Raw genomic sequence first — 21,161 nt, forward strand, 5'->3', positions numbered from 1 at the left:
ATGGCTTGCAAGGAAACGCCCCATGACCCCCTCGCCCAAGATCGAACCCCGCCATCAGCGACTGCAGGCGATCGTCTACATCCGCCAGTCGACACCGAAGCAGGTGCAGAACAATCAGGAAAGCACCCGGCGTCAGTACCAGCTGGCCGAGCGTGCACGACAGATGGGATGGGCGGCGTCACAGATCCGCGTCATTGACGAGGATCTCGGCCTCTCCGGGGCGAGCAGCCGTCGGCGGACCGGCTTCCAGAGCCTGGTCGCAGCCATCGGCCTGGGCGAGGTCGGCATCATCCTCGTCACCGAGGTGTCGCGCCTGTCCCGCTGCAACAGCGACTGGCATCGCGTCATCGAACTGTGCGGCGTCTTCCGCACCCTCATCGCCGATGAGGACGGGGTCTACGACGCGCGCGACCCGAACGATCTTCTCCTCTTGGGTGTCAAGGGCACCCTCTTCGCGGCCGAGCTGCACATCCTGCGCGGCCGCATGCGGGGCAACCTGCTGAACAAGGCGCGCCGGGGAGAACTCGCCCTTCGTCTGCCGGTCGGCTTCCGTCGGCGGCCCGACGGGGTCGTGGTGCAGGACCCGGACGACGCCGTGCGCCTGGCGATCGCCACGGTGTTCGAGCGCTTCGCCGTGCTGCGCAGTGCCCGGGCCGTGCATCGCCACTTCCTGGAGAACCGGCTGGCTCTGCCGCGGTGCGCGCAGACCGGCGCCACCGCCGGCAGCATCACCTGGGTGCGGCCGACCTACCAGATGATCCAGCAGATCCTCACCAACCCGGCTTATGCCGGTGTGTTCGTCTACGGCCGGCGACGGCGCGAAGCGGTTCCCGGGGATCCGCCCGAGATGGTCGACCGACGTGTCGCCTTGGCGGAGTGGGACATCGTCGTGCCCGATGTCTACCCGGGGTACCTGACCTATGACGCCTACCTGGCCAACCGCCGGGCGTTGAAGGACAACCTCTACAACTTCGCACAAAAGGGGCGCGGCGCTCCGCGCGAGGGGATTGCCCTGCTGACCGGATTGGTCGTCTGTGGCCGGTGCGGACGTCGGATGGCGGTGAGCTACGGCTCGGAGTATCACAGCTATCACTGCCGGCGTGCCCAGGTCGATTACGGGGAACCGCTGTGTCAGTCCTGCCCGGTCGGGACGCTGGACACCATCGTGAGCGCCGCCTTCCTCGATGCGATGGAGCCGGTCGCAATGGAGGCCACCCTGGCCGCCCTGGAAACGCTCGAGCGTGAGCAGGAGGCCGTCGACCGGCATTGGCAGCTACGCCTGGAGCGTGCCCGCTATGAGGTGGCGCTGGCACAACGCCAGTATGATGCCGTCGACCCGGACAACCGCCTGGTCGCCCGGGAGCTGGAACGGCGCTGGAACACGGCGTTGGGCGCGCTGGAGGCGTTGGACAGCGAATATGCGCTGGTGCGGCGGACCGACCTGATGCCGTTGAGCGCCGCCGAACGGGAGGAGGTTCGACGGATCGCCGCCGATCTGCCGGGTCTGTGGCGCGCGGAAACGACCATGCCGGTCGACCGCAAAAGACTGCTGCGTCTGGCGGTGGCCGCCGTGACCGTGACGGTCGACCGCACAACGCGCCGGGTCGACGTGGTCATCCTGTGGACCGGCGGCGCCACCTCCACGCACGCGGCGTTCCTGCCGCCGATCGGCATCCATGCCACCACGGACGCCGCGGTGATCGCCCGCATCCGGGAGCTGTCCAGGAAGTTGCCCGACCATGCGATCGCCCAAGCGCTCAACGTGCTGGGCCTGCGCACGCGAACCGGAAAGGACTGGACCTATGAGCGGGTCCGTTCCATGCGCAAGCAGCACGGCATCCCGACCGACTGCCCGATCAAGACCGGCCCCCTGGAGCCCCGGGCGGACGGCCGGATCTCCGCCAAGGCGGCGGCGAGGCGGCTGGGCGTCACGCCGTCGCTGGTGCAGGTCTGGGTCCAGCACGGGGTCCTGGCGTGCGACCAGCGCTGTCCCTGTTCGAAGCAGTGGATCCGGTTGACCGACGCGGACGTCGCGCGGCTCGACGGCTCCGCCGACGTGAGCGGGTTGCCGACGCTCACCGAAGTGGCTGAGGACACCGGCCTGGAGCGCGACGCAGTCTGGACGCGCGTCCGCCAGGGAGACTACATCCCCATCCGAACCCCGCGTGGCCGCGGCCAGTGGGAATGGCGCCTGAAGGAGCGTCCAGCCGGCAACGAGCCCGTTCCGCCGTGCGCCATTGGAGCAGGCCGACACAGAGGAGAGCAGTATGGATAACGATCTAGCAGCGTATGGAACAGCAGCTGGCCGCCATTCTGGGAGAACGGCAGGTAGCCAAGCTCGTCCAGCACCACCAGATCGACGCGGGTCAGCTGGTCGGCGAGCTTGCCGGCCTGACCGGCCCGAGCCTCGCCCTCCAGCCGGTTCACCAGGTCGATGACGTTGAAGAACCGGGCGCGCGCGCCGCGGCGTACGCAGTTGGCGGTGATGGCGATGCAGATGTGCGTCTTGCCGGAACCCGTCGGAACGACGGCATACTGCCCGATACCAGGGGCAGGACGCGACCATCCACTATCCTTTTCACCCGCGCTACGGCGAGCGGGTGAGCGTTGTCCGGCACCACAGCTTCCGCGGCGTCACCATGCTGGTGGTCCGGCAGCCGGACGGAACGCTGACCCATGTGCCGGAATGGATGACTCTCCCCGCCGCCGGCGACGCCGACATTCGCGATACCCCGCGTTTCCCTCTGGCCGTCCTGCGTGACCTGCGCCTGACCGCCGACGCCGGCCTATCGTTGGTCTCCGGTTGGGATCAGGGAGGGCGCCATGGCACGAGGCGGAGTATCCGCGCAACGGGAACTGTTCGGGACGACGGAGCTGGCGGCCAGCCTGCCCTCGGAGGTGGCGAGGCGGCTCCTGCCGCTGCTGGAGCAGCTCCTGACGGAGGTCATGGCGGCCGAGGCCGCAGCGACGGAGGGGAGCGATGAGCAAGATCACGCCTGACCACCTGGCGCGACAGGCCTACGTCTACGTGCGCCAGTCCAGCCCGGACCAGCTTCTGCACAACCACGAGAGCCGGCGCCGGCAGTACGGCCTGGCCGACCGCGCCCGCCAACTCGGCTGGTCCGAGGTCATGGTCATCGACGACGACCTCGGCCGCTCCGGGGGCGGAACCGCCCGGCCGGGCTTCGAGCGGCTGCTGGGGGCGATCTGCGAGGGCCGGGTCGGCATCGTGCTCGCGCTCGAGGCGTCGCGCCTCGCCCGCAACGGCCGGGACTGGCATACCCTGCTGGAGTTCTGCGGCCTGGTCGGATGCCTGCTGGCCGACGAGGACGGCGTCTACGACGTTCGTTTCCCGAACGACCGGCTCGTGCTGGGCATGAAGGGGACAATGAGTGAGATGGAGCTCGCCGTGCTGCGCCAGCGTTCACTCGAGGCCCTGCGCCAGAAGGCGCGGCGCGGCGAGCTGTTCTTCAGCGTGGCGGTCGGCTACGTCAAGACCCGACATGACCGGATCGAGATGGACCCGGACGCGCGGGTCCGCGAGGCGATCGCCCTGGTGTTCCGCAAGTTCGCCGAGTTCCAGAGCATCCGGCAGGTCCACCTGTGGCTGCGCCAGGAGCAGATCCGGCTGCCGGCGACCGATCCCGTGGCCGACAGCCCGCGCACCGTATGGAAGCTGCCGGTCTACAACACTGTCCACCACATGCTGACCAACCCGGTATACGGCGGGGCCTACGCGTTCGGCCGGACCGGCAGCCGGGTCACCGTCCGGGACGGGCGCAAGCGGGTGGTCCGTGGCCATCGCCGGACCCGGGACGACTGGGAGGTGTTGATCCCGGAGCACCACGAGGGCTACATCTCGTGGACGGAGTTCGAGAGGAACCAGCAGCTGATCGCCGATAACGCCAACAGCAAGGGGCTGATGGCCCGCGGCGCGGTGCGCCGCGGCGACGCGCTACTGGCCGGCCTGCTGCGCTGCGGCCACTGCGGCCGGCGCCTCCATGTGTCCTACAGCGGCACGGAAGGGTTCTGCGTGCGCTACAACTGCCGCGGCGCCCACATCAACCACGGCACCGAGCGGTGCATCTCGTTCGGCGGCCTGCGGGTCGACGCCGCCGTGGCGGCGGAGGCCCTGCGCTTCCTGGCCCCGCTGGGGCTTCAGGCGGCGCTGCAAGCGATCGAGGCACGCGAGGCGAATGCCGGCGAGACCCGGCGGCAGGCCGAACTGGCGCTCTCCCAGGCCCGCTACGAAGCCGAGCTGGCCCGCCGCCAGTACGATGCCGTCGATCCCGACTACCGCCTCGTCGCCGCCGAGCTGGAGCGGCGCTGGAATGACCGGCTGGTGGAGGTTCACCGCCTGGAGGAACAGCTCGCGGCGCTCGACTCCGGCCAGGCGGCGGCGCTCACGGCGGAGGAGCGCGCCCGACTGATGACGCTCGGCGCCGACGTCGAGGCGCTGTGGCATCACCCCGGCGCCACGGCGGAGACGCGCAAGCGCATCCTGCGGACGATCATCGTCGAGATCGTGACCAAGGTCGTGGGCGAGACCATCGAGCTGGTGATCCACTGGCAGGGTGGCGATCACACCCGCCTGAGCGTGGCGAAGAGCCGGACGGGCCAGCATCGGTGGGGAGCCGATGCCGAGACGGGTGATCTCATCCGGGCCCTGGCCCGGCAGCAGCCCGACGCGGGCATCGCCGCCATCCTGAACCGGGCCGGCCGGCGCACCGGCAAGGGCAATACGTGGACCGAGGCGCGGGTCCGCACCTTCCGTAACGCCCACGGGATTGCCGTCTACCGGGCTGGCGAACAGGCCGAGCGCGGCGAGCTGACCCTGGAGCAGACGGCGGAACGCCTGAAGGTCAGCAAGATGACGGTGCTCCGGCTGATCGGCAGCGGAATCCTCCAGGCGCGGCAGGTCTGCAAGGGGGCTCCCTGGGCCATCCCCGAGGCCCAGCTGGCGGGGCTGGAGGTCCGGGGCGTGCCGTCACGCCGTCCGGTAACACAGGATCCGGATCAGCGGACCCTTGACTTTCAATGACATAGCGAGGTGGGCATTATGACGCGAGAGCGGTTCCGCCGACGAACACGGCGTTGCGCTGGGTTTCCAGGAAGCCGCCGTCGTGCAGGTCGCACACCAGCGCTTCGTTCACCGGGCTGGCCGCGAAGTCGAACTCGGCAAGCGTCCTGGCCAGCGGCAGCCTGGCCGCGCCGAGCTGGTAGCGGATCGAGCGCGCCTTCTTCTCGGCGCGCTCCGCGGCCAGCAGGTCGCCCAGGATCTGCTGGACGGTGCGCTGCCGCTTCAGGCCGTCGGCCATCACCTCGTCGTAGACCGCGCGCATTCCCGCCAGGCTGAGCTCGGCCATCATCGCCATCAGCTCATGCCGCTCCATGACAGCCCTCCCGTGCCGCGCGCAGGCCGTCGTAGCGCGTGCAGTCGGCGGCCGGTTCGATCGTCAGCGTCAGCGCCGCCGGCACTGCCACGGGCGCCGTCGGGGTGACGTCGTGGCGCCGGGCGAGGATGTTCAGGATGACGTCCCGGCTGTGCGTCCCGCTCGCCAGCGCCTCGCGGCAGGCGGCCTCCACCGCGTCCAGGCCGTCGGTCAGGATGGCGGCGAGAATGCCGACGAACTGCCGGTCGGCTTCGTCGGAGCGGCCCAGCCGGGCCCTCACCTTGGCCAGGGCCGCAGGCAGCTCCCACTGCCGGAACGGCGCCCCGTTGCGCAGCGCGCCGGGCTTGCGGGCGAGAACCGGCAGGTAGTGCAGCGGATCGTAGATCGTGTGGCCGTGCCCGAAGGCCCGCCGGTGCTCGGCCACCACCGTGCCGTCGCACCACGCCACGAGCCGGTCGGCGTAGGCGCGCACCTGCACCGGCTTGCCGGCGGCGGCCGCCGCCACGCTGTAGCGGTTGCGCTCGAAGCGGATCAGGCAGGTCTTCGACGCGCTGGCCGTGATCTCGTGGAAGCCGTCGAAGGCATTGGCCACGGCGACCAGCGCCGGCCGCTCCGCCTCGAACACCGCCCACACCGTCCGGTCGGGGAACTCGGGATGCGGTGCGGTGCGCGCCCACGCCTCCACGGCGTGGCGCAGCCGCTCGTTTACTTCCTCCAGCGTCGCTGCCCGCAGGCGTGGGATGAACAGGCGGTGGCGCAACGTGCCGACCTGGTTCTCGACCTGCCCCTTCTCCCAGCCCGAGGCCGGCGTGCAGGCCACCGGCTCGACCAGGTAGTGCGAGCACATCTGGGCGAAGCGGCGGTTGAAGCGCCGCTCCTTGCCGACGAACACGGCGTCAACCGCCGTCTTCATGTTGTCGTAGATGCCGCGCTCGCACAGGCCGCCGTAGAACGCCGCGGCGCGGGCGTGGGCGTCGAACACCATCTCCTGGGTCTGGCGCGGATAGACCGCCACGAACGGCATCCGGCTGTGGCACAGGCGCACGTGGGCCACCTGCACCTTCGTCGTCACCCCGTCCAGGACGATCCACTCCTCCGCCCAGTCGAACTGGTAAGCCTCGCCCGGTGCGAAGGTCAGCGGCACGAATGCCTCGGCCGTCGCCGCCGGCTGGCGCCGCTTCCACCGCGTGATGTAGCGCCGTACGGCGTCGTAGCCGCCCGCGAACGATCAAGTCCCCAGGCGTGGTGTAGGAGCGCCCGTTCCGGGGCAGGCCCGCAGGGAGGCGTAGCCGACCGGAGGGCCTGCCCCGGAACGGGCGGTCATCGTGGTTCTCGGGTAAAGTCTGGTCACCACAACACATACCTGATCCAAGGTGACCACGATGACCGACGAGATGATGACGCTTCGCTCGATGCTTGAAAAGGGCACAGATGCGGATGTGCTGCGTGAGATGATCGGCTTTGCCGCCCAGCGGCTGATGGAGATGGAGGTTCAGGCGGTGACCGGTGCCGGTCACAGCGAGCGCTCGGCTGACCGCCTCGCACAGCGCAATGGCTACCGGGATCGCGACTGGGAAACCAGAGCCGGCACGGTGGAACTGCGCATCCCCAAGCTGCGCAAGGGCAGCTATTTTCCAGGATTTCTGGAGCCGCGCCGGATGGCGGAGAAGGCGCTGACGGCGGTGATCCAGGAGGCCTACATCCAGGGCGTTTCGACCCGCGGGGTGGACGATCTGGTCAAGGCCATGGGCATGAGCGGCATCTCGAAGAGCCAGGTCAGCCGGTTGTGCGAAGAGATCGACGACCGGGTCAAGACGTTCCTGAGCCGTCCGATCGAAGGCGACTGGCCATATCTCTGGATCGATGCGACCTACGTCAAGGTCCGCCAGCAGGGACGTATCGTGTCTGTCGCCGTGACCGTCGCAGTGGCGGTCAACACCGACGGCCGGCGCGAGGTGCTGGGCATGGACATCGGTGCCTCGGAGGCCGAGACCTTCTGGCTCGAATTCCTGCGCAAGCTCAAGCGTCGCGGTCTCGCTGGCGTCAAGCTGGTGATTTCCGACGCCCATGAGGGCATCAAGGCAGCCGTCCAGCGCGTGTTCCAGGCGACATGGCAGCGCTGCCGAGTGCACACGATCCGAACGCAATCGACGCCTTGCGGTTCAGTTCCAGAGTGGCGTTCCAATGGGCGGCGATCAGCAGGACGCGCCGCCGCCGCTCGCCGGCTCCCTCGGCTTGGCGGTGCTAGGGTGCGAAGGGTACATCCGAACGAGGTGTGCCCATGCCGCGAACCAGAAGCCCGCCGGCGGCGCGGGACTGGACGATCCGGTCGGTCTTCGTCCGTACACGCGACGGCTCCGCCCGTCTCGCCCGCGCCTATCGCCATCTGCTCCAGACTGATCAGCCCGAACCGCCAGGGGACGGCTCCGACAGTCCCGATTCGATCATTGAAGGAGGAGCGCCATGCGCGCCGCCATCTATGCCCGTGTCTCCACTGAGCGCCAGGAACGCCAGCAAACCATCGACAGCCAACTCGACGTCCTCCGCGCCTGGGCCAACACCGCGAACCACGAGTTGACCGACGCCCATGTGTTCCGCGATGAGGGATACAGCGGGTCGCGCCTCGACAGGCCTGGCCTGGACGCCCTGCGCGATGCGGTGCGCGACGGGGAAGTCGATGTCGTTGCCGTTCTCGCCCCTGACCGGCTGGCCCGGCGCTACGCCTACCAGGTGCTCCTGCTGGAGGAGTTCCGCCGGGTGGAGTGCGCGGTCGAGTTCCTCAACCGCGCGATCTCCGACGATCCGGGCGACCAGCTCCTGCTTCAGATCCAGGGCGCCGTCGCCGAGTACGAGCGAGCGCTGCTCGGTGAACGCTTCCGGCGCGGTAAGCTCCAGAAGGCGCGGGCTGGGCAGTTCATCGGTCCCCGCGCGCCCTACGGCTATCGCTACCTGCCGCGCCATGACGGCGCCGCCGGTCAGCTCGTCGTCGATGAGGCGGAGGCCGAACTGGTGGGCCTGCTTTATGGCTGGCTCGCCGATGAGGGTCTGACCCTGCGCCAGATCCTGAGGCGGCTGAACTTCGGCCCTTGGTTCCCGCGCTGCGGCCGGCGGCCCTGGTCGCCATCCACCGTCCACCATATCCTGTCGGATCCCGTCTACACCGGGACCGCCTATTCGAACCGCTACGAGTACCTGCCGTCGCGCAAGCCGCGCAGCCGCAAGCCGTCCTACTCGGGCAAGGGGACCCGCCGGCTCCGGCCCAGGGAGCAGTGGATCGCCATTCCCGTTCCGCCGCTGATCGATCAGGACACCTGGGACCGTGCCCAGGCCCAGCTGGCGCGCAATGCCGTCCTGTCATTCCGGAACAACCGGAAGCATAATTATCTGCTGCGCTGTCTGCTGACCTGCGGGGAGTGCGGCTTGGCCATGTACGGGATCACCAGAAAGGCGGCGGATGGGCGTGAGTTCGGGTATTACCGGTGCGCCGGCAAGGACTGCGTGTCGACCGCCCGATCCTCGCCGTGTCCGCGGGCGCAGGTCAAGGCCGACGATCTGGAGAAGACGGTCTGGGACCATGTCGTCGGCCTGCTCAGCGATCCCGACCGGCTGTTCGCCCAGTTCCAGGAGTTCGCCGGGGAGGCTGGTCAGGCTGCGGCGCGTGGTTCGGACGCCGAGCGGAAGCTGCGGACACGCCTGGATGGGCTGGCGCGTGCGGACCGGCGTCTGCTCGACGCTTACCAGTTGGAGGTGATCAGTCTGGAGGAATTGCAGGAGCGGCGCCGGCAACTGGCCGATCAGCGCAAAGCCCTCGACCTTCAAATCGAGCAACAGCGCCGCCTGTGCGAACAGCGCGCCAAGGCCCAGGCAGTCATGACGGACCTGACGGCGTTCTGCCAGCGGGTTCGGCCCGGTGGGACTATCGGGAATTCCGTGCTTGGCGGGGCGGGTTCACTATCAGGCGGTCATCGCCTTTGCGAACCGGTCGCCGAAGATGACAGCCATCTGGGCTTTGGCGGCCGTCCATTCCCGGGGCGGCATCTTCCAGTCTTTCTCCGCGCGGTTCAAGACGAGAAACAGGAGCTTCAGCGCGGCTTCGTCATTGGGGAAATGCCCCCTGGCCCGGACCGCCCGGCGCAGCTTTGAGTTCAACGCTTCAATGGCATTGGTCGTGTAAAGGATGCGCCGGACCTCGCGCGGGAAGGCAAAGAAGGGGATGACCTCCTGCCACGCCCGCCGCCAGGCCTTGCCGATGGCCGCGTATTTTTCGCCCCAAGGCCCGGTCTCAAAGGCGGTCAGGGCCATCTCGGCGGCCTTGTCGTCGACAGCGTCGTAGACCGTCTTCAGGGCGGCGGCGATGGCCTTGCGGTCCTTCCAGGACGCGAACTCCATGCTGTGGCGCAGCAGATGAACGACGCAAGTCTGAACAATCGTCTCCGGATAGGCAGCCGCGATCGCCTCGGGAAAGCCCTTCAGCCCATCGACAACAGCCAGCAGGATGTCCTCCACACCCCGATTCTTCAACTCGTTCAGGACGCGCAGCCAGAACTTGGCGCCCTCGTTCTGTTCGATCCACAGGCCCAGCACTTCCTTGGCACCGTCGGCCCGAACGCCAATCGCCACATGGATGGCCTTGTTGCGGACCAGACCTTCGTCGCGGATCTTGACCCGGATGGCATCCAGGAACACCAGGGGGTAGATCGCCTCCAGCGGCCGGTTCTGCCAGGCCGTCACCTCCTCGATCACCGCGTCCGTCACCGTGGAGATCAAATCGGCTGAGACCTCAATGCCATAGAGCTCCCGCAGGTGTCCCGTGATCTCCCGGGTTGACATGCCGCGTGCGTACATTGAGATGATCTTCTCGTCAAAGCCGGGGAAGCGCCGCTGGTATTTGCCGATCAGCGCCGGATCGAACGTCCCCGACCGATCGCGGGGAATGGACAGACCCATCGAGCCGCCATCGGTCAGCACCGTCTTGTGGCCGTAGCCGTTGCGACGGTTGCCGCTCTCATCTCCAGCCAGATGATGATCCAGCTCCGCCTTCAGCGCCCGCTCCGTCAGCGCCTTCTTCAGCTGGTCGAGCAGGCCGTTCTGGTCGAATGCCGTCTTCGCATCGGCTCCAGCCAGCAGTTGGTCAAGGATCGCGTCAGGGATAACAGGATCTTTGCGTCGGGCCATTCAGGGTCTCCTTCTGTTTCAGGATAACCCCGCCAAGCACGGAATTCCCGATAGTCCCACCGACAAGCCGGGCTCGAAGCGCCACGTCGTCATCGACGCCAACGGCATCCCGCTGGCCGTGACCCTGTCGGCCGCTAACATCCACGACAGCCGGATGCTGGAGGCCACCGTCGATGCCATCCCGCCCATCCGCCAGTGCGCCGGCCGGCCCCGCCGCCGTCCCGCCAAGCTGCATGCGGGAGCTTTAGCTAACGCTGAAAGCGGTACAAAGGCTATGATTTCCGGCGCTGCCGGCGTGCGTTGCGCGGACGCGCCATCATTCCCCGGATCGCGCGGCGCGGCATCGACAGCACCGAGCGCCTGGGCCGGCACCGCTGGAAGGTCGAACGCACCTTGGCATGGTTCGCCCAATTCCGGCGGACCTCCGTGCGCTACGAACGCCGGATCGATATCTTTGCCGCCTTCAACCACCTCGCCGCAGCCCTCATCACCTTCCGCTTCGTCGAACGATGGTTATGTTAGGCACTCTTATCGTGTAGCCCGGCACTCTCACCTAAACCTACCCATCTCAGTGCTGCTTTATGCCTTCCGGTCATAGGTATGTTCGAAGGAGAGCAGTCGACCACCGATAGGTTGTGAGATGATTTCAGCTTGCGCTACTAGTGCATTGACGCCGACAAGGGATTCACACAAGGGCGGCATTGTGCGAGTCTGGGGTCATGGCCCAGACAGTCAGCGTCATCGTCAGCCCTGAGGACCGCGCGCGGTTGGCCGCCGTCATCGGGGACCGCAGCCGCCCGCTCAAACACACGCAGCGGGCCCGTATCGTGCTTCTGTCGGCGGATCGGCTGCCGGTCCTGGAAATCGCCCGGCAGACCGGGGTAAGCCGCCCCTCGGTTTGGCGCTGGCAGCGTCGCTTCGCCGAGAAGGGCGTGGACGTGCTGCTGCGCGAACCCAGCCGCAAGCCGGGCAAGGCTCCGGTCCCGGAGGAGACGGTTCGGCGGATCGTTGCCCTGACCTGCGCGGAACCGCCCGGAACGGCGACCCACTGGACCGGGCGGGCGATGGCCGAGGCGGTCGGCCTGAGCCTGCGCACGATCCAGCGGATCTGGGAGGCGCATCGGCTCCAGCCCCACCGCATCCGCACCTTCAAGCGGTCCAACGATCCGGCCTTCGCCGCCAAGGTCGAGGACGTCGTCGGCCTCTACATGGACCCACCCGCCCACGCGGTGGTCATATCCATCGACGAGAAATCGCAGATCCAGGCGCTCGACCGCACCCAGCCGGGACTGCCGCTGAAGCCGGGGAAATGCGGAACCATGACCCACGACTACAAGCGCCACGGCACCACCACCCTGTTCGCGGCCCTGAACGTGCTGGACGGCACCGTGGTCGGCCGCTGCATGAGCCAGCACCGTCATCAGGAGTTCATCAAGTTCCTCAACGCCGTCGAGCGCGCCGTTCCGGCGGGCAGGATCGTCCATGCCATCCTGGACAACTACGCCACCCACAAGCACCCGAAGGTGCAGGTCTGGCTGGCCGATCACCCGCGTTGGGTTTTCCATTACACGCCCACCTCGGCGTCCTGGCTGAACGCCGTCGAGGGCTTCTTCTCGACCCTGACCCGCAAGCGCCTGAAGCGTGGCGTCTTCACCTCCGTCCCCCAACTGGAGGACGCGATCCGCCGCTTCATCAAGGAGCATAACGGCAAGGCAAAACCCTTCGTCTGGACCAAGCCCGCCGAGACCATCCTGGAAAAGCTCAGGCGCCTTCCCGCTGCATCCCTTCAATGAGTCGCTGCACTAGCTACTATGGGGGCTGACTTGGCGACGCTCAAAGGGAATGCCAGCAACAATACGATCAACGGCACATCATCGGCTGACTCAATCTACGGCTATGCTGGCAATGATACGCTGTACGGCAAGGCTGGGAACGACCTGATATGGGGCGGCATCGGCTCCGACAGGCTATTCGGTGAGGCTGGTAACGACACTCTACGCGGTGAAGCCGGCGATGACTTCGCCTATGGCAGTGACGGCAACGACCTGATCTACGGCGGAACTGGCAACGACACGCTCCACGGCGATGCCGGAACGGACACGATCTATGGCGAGGCTGGTATCGATACGTTGAAAGCCGGTACGGGCATCGCAAAGTTGTACGGCGGTGACGGCAATGATAAATTTTATTATGACCCAACGACAGCGAATATCAGCTCGCTCGGAAATTATTTGTCAACAACGACAATGGATGGTGGTCTGAATTATGACACTCTCAATGTTTACAATAAGGCTACTTACACAAAGAATGGCGTTACCCGACCAGCGGTAACTGAGATTAGCATTGAAGGCTATGGGGACGATGATCGTATCGTTTTCGGCGGAGATCTGCGAACTGATCCATGGATACTGGCTGGAACATTTAAGAACATTGAAAGAATAACAGTCACTGGACCGGGTAGCCTAGACTACTTCGGTTCAATCGATGGTGATGATCAGATGACCATTGTTGGCACTAGTTCAGCAGATTACTTTTTCAGCTCCTGGGGCAAAGACATAATGGACGGTGGTGCCGGTAATGATGTATTTACTCTTGCAGAGGGCAATATAGATGATGTTATTTATAGCACTTCGACTGACAGTGATAAGTTCTGGTTTGATGTTTATGGAGGATCTGGAGCAACTATCACCGGATTTAATGGCGTAGGTAAAGCAGGAGGTGATGAGATACACTTCAACTTTGTAGATAGATTTTTCTATCCAAATCCTAGTGAAGCACTAGCAGGACGCGGAAAAATGGGCCTTCGCAGCGCCCTTGCCTCCGCTGAGGCTTGAAGAGGGCGCTTAGGACGCCCGTTTTGGTCGAGATGGAGCGGTTTGCCTCGATCCAGGGCTCGCGGAGCCGCCGTTGAGGCGGACTCCGGACGTGATTATGCCGCAGCCAGCAGCTTGGGCAGGCGGATCAGGTTGTAGGCCGCGGCGGTCAGCGTGAACATCCAACCGACACGGGCCGTGCCGCGATGACGCGCTTTGCGCAAGCCGGCTCCCTTGATCCAGCCGAACACCTCTTCGATCCGCTTGCGGATACGCAGGCTGACGGCGTAGCCGGGGTGGCGGGTGGTCCGGCCGTCGATCGCCGAGCGGCGGTTGTTCGTGTTCTGGGCGACGTGCGGGGCCGCGCCCAACTCGCGCATGTTCGCCACGAAATCCCTGGTGTCGTAGGCCTTGTCGGCCCCGACCGTGATGCGGTGGCGGCCCGGAATGGCCTCGACCATGGCCACCGCCGCCTCGCGCTCGGCCAAGCCGGTGGCCGCCGTCAGCCGGACATCCACCACCAGGGCGTGGCGGTTCTCCATCAGCGCATGACCCATGAAGGCCAGCTTCGCCGGCTGCCCGTTGCCCTTGCGGTACAGCCGCGCCTCGGGATCGGTGGTCGAGGCGTGGGTCTCGTTGGAGCGCTTCTCGCCATGGAAGTCGCGTTCGCCGTTGCGTCCCGGCCCCGGCGGCTCGCCGCTGCCGTCCTTGGGCCGGAAGCTCTTCACCGAGGCCCACGCCTCGATCAGCGTGCCGTCCACCGAGAAATGCTCGTCCGACAGCAGCGTTCTGACCCGCGGCTGATCCAGCACGGTAGCCAGGAACTTGGCCGCCACATCGCCGGCCAGCAGCCGTTCACGGTTCTTGGTGAACACCGTCACGTCCCACACCGGCGCGTCCATCGACAGGCCGACGAACCAGCGGAACAGCAGATTGTAATCGAGCTGTTCCATCAGCTGACGCTCCGAGCGCACCGAGTAGAAGGCCTGCAGCAGCAGCGCCCGCAGCAGCTTCTCCGGCGGGATCGATGGTCGCCCAATCCTGGAGTACAGCCCCTCGAAGGCCGGCGACATCACCTCCAGCGCCTCGTCCACGATGGCCCGGATCGGCCGCAACGGATGGCTCGCCGGAACCCGCGCTTCACAGCTCACGTAGCTGAACAGACCCTCGCTGCGTTCGTCCAATCCCCGCATCGTCCCCTCGCCGGCCGCAGTCTAAACCACCGAAGAGAATCACGACCGCCCGCCCGTGCACAGCCCTTTTTCCGCAGCCTGCTAGGAAAATACGAAAACGGCAATACCACAACGTTGACCCTGGGGGAAACTACTGTAAAAGTTGATAAGGTTGGTCTGATTGAGAACGTGGACTATTTTTTCCACATGTCTGGCTGAAGCTGCATTGGCGCTCGTCTCAATCACACGGAACGAGTTCGCCTTCTACGGCAACACCCGGCGGGCCTACGCCGCCGACTGGCGCCACTACACCGCGTGGTGCGCCCGCCGCGGCCTTGAGCCGCTGCCGCCCGCGCCCCAGGCGATCGGCCTCTACCTCGCCGACCTCGCCTCCGAAACCGGCGCCGGGCGGGGCCGGACGGCGGCCACCGTCGAGCGCCGCCTGGCCGGGCTGGGCTGGACCTTCCGCCAGCACGGCTTCACCCTCGACCGGGCCGAGCGCCACGTCCGCGAAGTACTGGCCGGCATCCGCCGGGCCCACGGCCGCCCGCCCGGGCACAAGGAAGCCCTGCTCGGCAGCGACGTCACCGCCATGGCGGCGCTGCTCGGCCCCGACCTGCGCGACCGCGCCCTGCTGCTGTTAGGATTCGCCGGCGGGCTGCGCCGCAGCGAGCTCTTCGGGCTCGACCACGGCCCGGACGAGACGCCCGAGGCGACCGGCTGGGTCGAGGTGCTGGAGGCCGGCCTGCTGCTCCGCGTCCGGGGCAAGACCGGCTGGCGCGAGGTCGAGGTCGGCCGCGGCCGGCGAGCTCTCTCGCCCAAAAGTGCGACCCGGCACACGCCTCCATCCCGATCACGCAAACGGGCAGGTTGGCGAAGAACGCCAGCACCGCATCCCGGCGCAGCCGCTTCGTCACAACAACCTTGCCTTGGGCATCAACGCCGTGAACCTGGAACACCGACTTCGCCAGATCGAGACCGATGAATGCTGCGGACATTGCGCAATCTCCGTAATGAAGCTGACCTATCGATCATGTGGCACTACCTGGCCAGATGCGGAGGCCGTCCATCCCATCACGCTGTCCATCTGTTCAGCACTGACTGTCGGTGTAGCAGAACTTTTCAACCCACCATGGCCCGCCGCCTTGACCCAATTATGTAGCGTCTGCTCCGACAGGCCGAGATTCTTGGCGACCGTCGCCACCCGCTCGCCACCGGTGACCAGACGAACGGTCTCTTCTTTGAACGCCAGCGTGTAGCGTGCCCTTGCTGATCTCGTCATTCCGCCTCCATCCTCTCGCCGATCTCACCCGGCTATGGGAGGCGCTGTACGGGGGCAAGGTCACATCTCGAAATAGAATCCTGGTCAGTACGCCTCGTCTATGAACAGTTCTTTGATTGAGGTCATTTTTACAGTAAACAGAGTGCAATCAATCTCTGATAGTTATAATATAAACATTTTCTAGCAGTTAGATTTATTCTGCTGCTTCGAAATCCTGCTGAATCAAGGTTGAGTCTCCGACGATGGTAGGGCGCTCAGTCCGGCACGGAATGCGGGAACTTTCCATTTCTCGCATCAGAAAGCATAATTGAGCGCGTATACCAGCAAGACGTCGAGCATGATCTGGGGGCCAAAGCCTAACGGCGGCTTCGTCAATCGAGCGGATAGCTTCATACAAGGCGGTTCGGTGCATTGCCCGTCCTTTCCAATTAGCCGTAGGACCTAAGAAGTATGGTAGGCTAAATTAGTTAACAATATGTCAATAGGCATATCGCGTAGAGCTTGGGCCAAGTAGCCACCATTATGCGCCGAGGCGCTGCGCAGCCCGCCTACCGAACGAAACTGCTCAGCGTGCAGTTGCAAAGGCACAAGCCATTGGCCGTCGCGCTGGTGTCGGCGTGATACAGGTGGAGCTGGCGGTGAACGGGATCGGCATCGTCAACTTGCTGGACCTGATCCGAGAATTGGGTAAGCTTGACGAGAGGCGTTCGTCCAGGACAACCAGTGCCTGTCAGCGGCGCGCGGCACGGTGCGGGGGCTGCATTTCCAGATCCCGCCGTTCGCCCAGGACAAGCTGGTCCGCGTGCTCCGCGGCAGCATCCTGGACGTCGCCGTCGACCTGCGCCGCTGGTCGCCGACCTTCGGCCGCCATGTCTCGGCCGTGATCAGTGCGCGGGAGGGAAACCAGATCCTGGTGCCCGTCGGCTTCGCCCAGGGGTTCTGCACGCTTGAGCCGGACACGGAGGTCTTCTACAAGGTCTCCGCCCCGTACTCGCCCCCTCATGACCGCGACATGGCCTGGAACTACGGCGAACTCGGCATCGACTGGCCGGTGGCGCCGGGCGACGCCGTGCTTGCGGCCAAGGACAGGCTGCTTCCGGCCTTCGCCGACCTGCCGGACTGCTTCCCCGCTGACCGGCGGAGCTTCCACAGTCTTCCAAGGTCTGTACCTTTCGATCACGGTATTTCATGCGATGAAGATCATCATCACCGGCGCCGCCGGTTTCATCGGATCGGCCGTCTGCCGGTACGTCCTGGAGAACACGGGCGCCTCGATCGCCTGCCTGGACAAGATGACCTATGCCGCGCCCCCCGATACGCTCAGCCGCATCGTGACGGCGACCGCGCGGTGTTCGAGCAGGTGGACATCTACGACCGGGCGGAACTGGACCGGGTCTTCGCCGAGCACCAGCCCGACGCGGTGATGCACCTGGCCGCCGAGAGCCCTGTCGACCGCTCGATCGAGGGCGCGGGCGTCTTCATCCAGACCAACGTGGTCGGGACGTACCATCTGCGCGAGGCGGCCCGCCAAAACTGGTCGGCCCTGTCGGACGAGCGCCGCGCCGTGTTCCGCTTCCATCACGTCTCGACCGACGAGGTCTACGGCTCCCTGAGTCCCGACGGCCTGTTCACGGAGGAGACCGCCTGCGCGCCCACCTCGCCCTATTCGGCGAGCAAGGCCTCGGCCGACCATCTGGCGCTGGCCTGGCACCATACCCACGGGCTGCCGGTCGTCGTCAGCAACTGCTCCAACAATTACGGCCCGTTCCACTTCCCAGAGAAGCTGATCCCGCTGATGATCATCAACGCGCTGGAAGGCAAGCCGCTGCCCGTCTACGGCACTGGCGAGAACGTGCGCGACTGGCTGTTCGTCGAAGACCATGCCGCGGCGCTCTGGCGCATCCTCACGGCCGGCCGGGTGGGCGAAAAATACAATGTCGGCGGCAACGCCGATCGGAGCAACCTGCAGGTCATCCACGGCATCTGCGACACGCTGGACGAGATGCTGCCGGCCGCCAGGCCGCGCCGCACCCTGATCACCCACGTGACCGACCGTCCCGGCCACGACCTGCGCTACGCCATCGACGCGTCCAAGATCCGGCGCGAATAATTGGGCTAGCAGCCGCAGGTCACGTACGAGGCGGGCTGCGCCGGACCATCGAGTGGTTCCTGTCCAACCAGACTTGGTGGCAGCCGCTGCGCGCCGGGTACGACGGCCGGCGCCTGGGCCTGGGCGCCGCGGTGCCGCCCCGCCGGCTGGAGGCCGTGGCGTCGTGACCGGCGCCGTGTTCGAGGAAGCGCCGCGCACCCTCCTGGTGTTCGGCAGCCGGGGCCAGGTGGCGACCTGCCTGCGTGAGGCGGCGCTGCCGGCGGGCTGGGCCGTCCGGACCGTCGGCCGCGCCGAGCTGGACATCGCGTCCGAGCCGGACGTGGACCCTATAGTGGCGGAGAGCGGCGCCGCCCTACCGCGAGGACGATCCCATCGCCCCGATCAGTGTCTACGGCGCCAGCAAGGCGGCCGGCGAGGACGCCGTGCGCGCCGCGGCGGGGCGCCACGCGATCGTCCGCACCGCCTGGGTCTACAGCCCGCACGGGCAGAACTTCGTCAAGACCATGCTGCGACTGGGCCGGGAGCGGCCGGAGCTCGGCATCGTCGACGACCAGCACGGCTGCCCGACATCGGCCGCGGACATCGCCGACGCCCTGGTCGCCATGGCGCTGCGCATGACGGAGCCTGGCGCCGGCGGGCATGACGCCCTGTACGGCACCTTCCATTTCACCGGAATGGGCGCCACCACCTGGTACGGCTTCGCCCGGGAGATCTTCGCGCTGGCCGCCGGCCACGGCCATCCCGTCCCTGGGCTGCGGCCGATCGCCACCAGCGACTATCCGACGCCGGCGGCCCGGCCGAAGAATTCCGTGCTGGACTGCTCCCGCCTGCGCGCGGCCTACGGCATCGAGGCGCCGCCCTGGCGGGACAGCCTGGCCGCCTGCATCGCGCGCCTGTGCCCCCAATTCCTGGAACAAACCGCATGAAGGGCATCATCCTGGCCGGCGGCTCCGGCACCCGGCTCTATCCCGTCACGCAGGTCGTCAGCAAGCAGCTGCTGCCGGTCTACGACAAGCCGATGGTCTACTACCCGCTCAGCACCCTGATGCTGGCGGGCATCCGCGACATCCTGATCATCACCACGCCCCACGACGAGGCGCAGTTCCGGCACCTTCTGGGCGACGGCAGCCAGTGGGGGATCTCGCTCAGCTATCAGGTCCAGCCCTCGCCGGACGGCCTGGCGCAGGCCTTCGTCATCGGCCGCGAGTTCATCGGCCGCGACCCCTGCGCGCTGATCCTGGGCGACAACATCTATTACGGTCATGGCCTGTCGCAGAAGCTCCAGTCCGCGCGGGAGGGCAGCTGCCAGGGGGCGACCGTGTTCGCCTATCTAGTGGGCGACCCGCACCGCTACGGCATCGTCGAGTTCGACGCCGCCGGCCGTGCGGTCCACATCGAGGAGAAACCCGCCAAGCCGCGCTCCCACTGGGCCGTCACCGGCCTGTATTTCTACGACAACCAGGTCGTCGACATCGCGGCGTCGATCCGGCCGTCGGCCCGCGGCGAGCTGGAGATCACGTCGGTCAACGAGGTCTACCTGGAGCAGGGCCGGCTGTCGGTGGAACAGCTCGGGCGCGGCTTCTGCTGGTTCGACATGGGCACACACGAGTCGCTGCTGGAAGCCGGCGAGTTCGTCCGCACCATCGAGAAGCGCCAGGGGCAGCGCATCGCCTGCGTCGAGGAGGTGGCCTACCGCATGGGCTTCATCGACGGCGCCAAGCTGGAACGGCTGGGAGCCGCACTGGGAAAGAGCGGGTACGGCAGGTATATCCTGTCCCTCCTGGAGGATGCCGCCGTCCCGTAGGGCGGCGGGGTCCGCCGCATCCCGGGGCAGAGTTCAGGGTGGAACGCTTGGGCCCGACCGTGCGTCGATCCGGCGCATGCCCGGATGCAGGGCCGAGACGGCCGCCGCTGCGCTGGCCGCCAGCGCGAGGGCCAGGGCGAACCGGGCGGGACCCAGGACCGCCACGGCCGGACCCGCAGCCAGGGCCGCCAAGGGTTGGGCCGCCATGATCATCGCCCTGACCCGGCCCAGCACATGGCCGCGCGCGGCCGCGGGCACCCGTTCCTGGATCGCGGTCACCATGATCGGGCTCAATGGCCCGGCTCCCACGCCGATCAGAGCCGGACCGAGCAGAAGACCGATCGCTGCCGGCAGGAGGGCCAGCGCCCACAGTCCCGCGGCGAACAGAACGACTCCGGACGCGAAGGTCCTTCGACGGGAGAGACGGTGCCCGACCAGCGCGAAGAGCAGGCTGGATCCCAGGGACGTCGCGCCGAGAATGCCCAGGAACAACGCCAGCCGGTCCGCTGCCACGCCTTCGGCGACCACCAGCGCCGGCGCCAGGATCTCGTCGAGACTGGCATAGATGCCGACCAGCGCGATGCCCAGCGCCAGCAGGACGGCGAGCGCGGGATCGCGGGCGGGGCGCCCGGACGCCCCTGACGGTGGGCCGCGGCGCCGGCGCGCAAACCTCGGGAAGGTGGCGAGGTCGACGAGACACACCAGTGCGAGGATCGATGCCGCCGCTTGCAGGACCAGGGGCAGTCCGCCGGCCTCCACCAGCAGCACGGCCGTGGCGGGACCTGCCACGTAGGAAATCCCCATCGCCACGTCGCTCCAGGCGTTCGCCGCCGGCAGGGGAATGCCGGCAAGGCGGGCGATCTCCGGCATGCGCGCCGATTGCGCCACGATGCCGGGCGCGGCGGCGAGGTTGGAAAGCGCAAGCATGCCGACCACCGGCCACAGGCCCATCCCCGGTACCTCGGCCAGGAGCGCCGCGCCCAGGACCGCCAGCAGCCCGCCGGCATCGCCGAGCAGGAGGACTCGGCGGGCGCCGGCCCGGTCGATCAGCCGGCCGCCCAGCGCCGTGCCGATCACCGCCGGCATGTGCAGGCAGAACGCCGCCACCCCCGCCACCATCGTGCCGTGCCCGCCGGAAATGAGGACCCAGGGCAGGGCCATCGCCAGCAGGGTGATGGCGAACACCGACAGGGACCCGGTCAGCATGGTCCCGAGCAAGGGCAGGCGGCGGGCGGGTTTCACGGGTTCGCTCCGCGTCCAGGACCGCACCGCCCAGCGGACCCCCGGCGAGCGCCGCAAGGCGCCGGGCGATCCGCGCCGGCATGACCCAGGCCCGGATCTGGTGCCAGGCCGGAGAGGATCGTCACCATCGCAATGCTCCCGAGAGGTCCTGCGCCGGGCTTGGCGGAGTC

Annotated in this window: 12 protein-coding genes and 8 pseudogenes; 12 read left to right on the top strand and 8 right to left on the bottom strand. The window is 66.9% G+C overall.

What is annotated here, in order from left to right; all coding sequences use genetic code 11:
- Window positions 1-22 precede the first annotated feature (22 nt).
- A complete protein-coding gene (locus IGS68_RS29875; RefSeq protein ID WP_201081789.1) occupies window positions 23-2,275 on the top strand; it encodes a recombinase family protein in 2,253 nt (750 codons plus the stop codon).
- On the opposite strand, the pseudogene IGS68_RS29880 reads toward IGS68_RS29875, so the two are convergent.
- A pseudogene (locus IGS68_RS29880) lies at window positions 2,272-2,520 on the bottom strand (ATP-binding protein); the annotation flags it as partial. The gene IGS68_RS29875 and the pseudogene IGS68_RS29880 sit on opposite strands and share 4 nt — an antisense overlap.
- A 303-nt stretch (window positions 2,521-2,823) precedes the next feature.
- Between IGS68_RS29880 and IGS68_RS29885 the strand changes: the two are divergent.
- On the top strand, window positions 2,824-3,000 hold the full coding sequence (locus IGS68_RS29885; protein WP_201081790.1) for a hypothetical protein: 177 nt from the start codon (window positions 2,824-2,826) through the stop codon (window positions 2,998-3,000).
- Window positions 2,981-5,041, top strand: a complete 2,061-nt coding sequence (locus IGS68_RS29890) for a recombinase family protein (protein WP_201081791.1) — start codon at window positions 2,981-2,983, stop codon at window positions 5,039-5,041. Before IGS68_RS29885 ends, IGS68_RS29890 begins: the two co-directional genes overlap by 20 nt.
- Window positions 5,042-5,057: 16 nt before the next feature.
- Here IGS68_RS29890 and IGS68_RS29895 read toward each other — a convergent pair whose 3' ends face one another.
- Complete coding sequence (locus IGS68_RS29895; protein ID WP_201081792.1) at window positions 5,058-5,393, bottom strand: ATP-binding protein; 336 nt, start codon at window positions 5,391-5,393, stop codon at window positions 5,058-5,060.
- Window positions 5,380-6,618, bottom strand: a pseudogene (gene istA / locus IGS68_RS29900) (IS21 family transposase); the annotation flags it as partial. The pseudogene istA and the gene IGS68_RS29895, both read right to left, overlap by 14 nt.
- Window positions 6,619-6,775: 157 nt before the next feature.
- On the opposite strand from istA, the pseudogene IGS68_RS29905 reads away from it, so the two are divergent.
- A pseudogene (locus IGS68_RS29905) lies at window positions 6,776-7,537 on the top strand (IS256 family transposase); the annotation flags it as partial.
- Between the two features lie 319 nt (window positions 7,538-7,856).
- Window positions 7,857-8,912: pseudogene (locus IGS68_RS35785) on the top strand (recombinase family protein); the annotation flags it as partial.
- Window positions 8,913-9,347: 435 nt separating this feature from the next.
- On the opposite strand, the gene IGS68_RS35790 reads toward IGS68_RS35785, so the two are convergent.
- Window positions 9,348-10,568 (bottom strand): IS256 family transposase, encoded by a 1,221-nt coding sequence (locus IGS68_RS35790; protein ID WP_247881435.1) that lies wholly within the window; start codon window positions 10,566-10,568, stop codon window positions 9,348-9,350.
- A 31-nt stretch (window positions 10,569-10,599) separates the two neighbouring features.
- Between IGS68_RS35790 and IGS68_RS29915 the strand changes: the two are divergent.
- From IGS68_RS29915 to IGS68_RS29925, 3 genes and pseudogenes are all read left to right on the top strand, one after another.
- Window positions 10,600-11,090, top strand: a pseudogene (locus IGS68_RS29915) (transposase); the annotation flags it as partial.
- Window positions 11,091-11,287: 197 nt separating this feature from the next.
- Window positions 11,288-12,361, top strand: coding sequence for an IS630 family transposase (locus IGS68_RS29920; RefSeq protein WP_201081797.1), 1,074 nt, complete (start codon window positions 11,288-11,290; stop codon window positions 12,359-12,361).
- A 30-nt stretch (window positions 12,362-12,391) separates the two neighbouring features.
- The gene (locus IGS68_RS29925; RefSeq protein ID WP_201081799.1) at window positions 12,392-13,402 is read left to right on the top strand and encodes a calcium-binding protein; all 1,011 of its coding nucleotides are present in this window, start codon (window positions 12,392-12,394) and stop codon (window positions 13,400-13,402) included.
- 95 nt (window positions 13,403-13,497) lie between these two features.
- Here IGS68_RS29925 and IGS68_RS29930 read toward each other — a convergent pair whose 3' ends face one another.
- The 3 genes and pseudogenes from IGS68_RS29930 to IGS68_RS29940 form a co-directional block, all read right to left on the bottom strand.
- Window positions 13,498-14,574: an IS5 family transposase gene (locus IGS68_RS29930; protein ID WP_201081801.1), complete on the bottom strand. Its 1,077-nt coding sequence runs from the start codon at window positions 14,572-14,574 to the stop codon at window positions 13,498-13,500.
- Window positions 14,575-15,347: 773 nt separating this feature from the next.
- Window positions 15,348-15,551 (bottom strand): annotated as a pseudogene (locus tag IGS68_RS29935) (IS110 family transposase); the annotation flags it as partial.
- A 26-nt stretch (window positions 15,552-15,577) separates the two neighbouring features.
- Complete coding sequence (locus IGS68_RS29940) at window positions 15,578-15,835, bottom strand: transposase (RefSeq protein WP_201081803.1); 258 nt, start codon at window positions 15,833-15,835, stop codon at window positions 15,578-15,580.
- Between the two features lie 748 nt (window positions 15,836-16,583).
- On the opposite strand from IGS68_RS29940, the pseudogene IGS68_RS29945 reads away from it, so the two are divergent.
- The 4 genes and pseudogenes from IGS68_RS29945 to rfbA all read left to right on the top strand — a co-directional run.
- Window positions 16,584-16,886: pseudogene (locus IGS68_RS29945) on the top strand (dTDP-4-dehydrorhamnose 3,5-epimerase family protein); the annotation flags it as partial.
- A 142-nt stretch (window positions 16,887-17,028) separates the two neighbouring features.
- Window positions 17,029-18,112, top strand: a pseudogene (gene rfbB / locus IGS68_RS29950) (dTDP-glucose 4,6-dehydratase).
- Between the two features lie 213 nt (window positions 18,113-18,325).
- Window positions 18,326-18,871 carry an SDR family oxidoreductase gene (locus IGS68_RS29955; protein ID WP_247881486.1) on the top strand — a complete coding sequence of 182 codons (546 nt, stop codon included), beginning with the start codon at window positions 18,326-18,328 and terminating at the stop codon, window positions 18,869-18,871.
- A complete protein-coding gene (gene rfbA / locus IGS68_RS29960) occupies window positions 18,868-19,749 on the top strand; it encodes a glucose-1-phosphate thymidylyltransferase RfbA (RefSeq protein ID WP_201081805.1) in 882 nt (293 codons plus the stop codon). Before IGS68_RS29955 ends, rfbA begins: the two co-directional genes overlap by 4 nt.
- Before the next feature lie 33 nt (window positions 19,750-19,782).
- Here the strand turns inward: rfbA and IGS68_RS29965 are convergent, their stop codons facing one another.
- Window positions 19,783-20,991 (bottom strand): MFS transporter, encoded by a 1,209-nt coding sequence (locus tag IGS68_RS29965; protein ID WP_201081807.1) that lies wholly within the window; start codon window positions 20,989-20,991, stop codon window positions 19,783-19,785.
- Window positions 20,992-21,161 lie beyond the last annotated feature (170 nt).

Source organism: Skermanella sp. TT6 (assembly GCF_016653635.2).
In the GTDB taxonomy this organism is placed as follows: Bacteria; Pseudomonadota; Alphaproteobacteria; order Azospirillales; family Azospirillaceae; genus Skermanella; species Skermanella cutis.

Bases quoted from the DNA above. Each gene is read 5' to 3' on its own strand.
- IGS68_RS29875 (WP_201081789.1), top strand. From the start codon at position 23: ATGACCCCCTCGCCCAAGATCGAACCCCGCCATCAGCGACTGCAGGCG.
- IGS68_RS29890 (WP_201081791.1), top strand. From the start codon at position 2,981: ATGAGCAAGATCACGCCTGACCACCTGGCGCGACAGGCCTACGTCTAC.
- IGS68_RS29885 (WP_201081790.1), top strand. From the start codon at position 2,824: ATGGCACGAGGCGGAGTATCCGCGCAACGGGAACTGTTCGGGACGACG.
- IGS68_RS29940 (WP_201081803.1), bottom strand. From the start codon at position 15,835: ATGACGAGATCAGCAAGGGCACGCTACACGCTGGCGTTCAAAGAAGAG.
- IGS68_RS29895 (WP_201081792.1), bottom strand. From the start codon at position 5,393: ATGGAGCGGCATGAGCTGATGGCGATGATGGCCGAGCTCAGCCTGGCG.
- rfbA (WP_201081805.1), top strand. From the start codon at position 18,868: ATGAAGGGCATCATCCTGGCCGGCGGCTCCGGCACCCGGCTCTATCCC.
- IGS68_RS35790 (WP_247881435.1), bottom strand. From the start codon at position 10,568: ATGGCCCGACGCAAAGATCCTGTTATCCCTGACGCGATCCTTGACCAA.
- IGS68_RS29930 (WP_201081801.1), bottom strand. From the start codon at position 14,574: ATGCGGGGATTGGACGAACGCAGCGAGGGTCTGTTCAGCTACGTGAGC.
- IGS68_RS29920 (WP_201081797.1), top strand. From the start codon at position 11,288: ATGGCCCAGACAGTCAGCGTCATCGTCAGCCCTGAGGACCGCGCGCGG.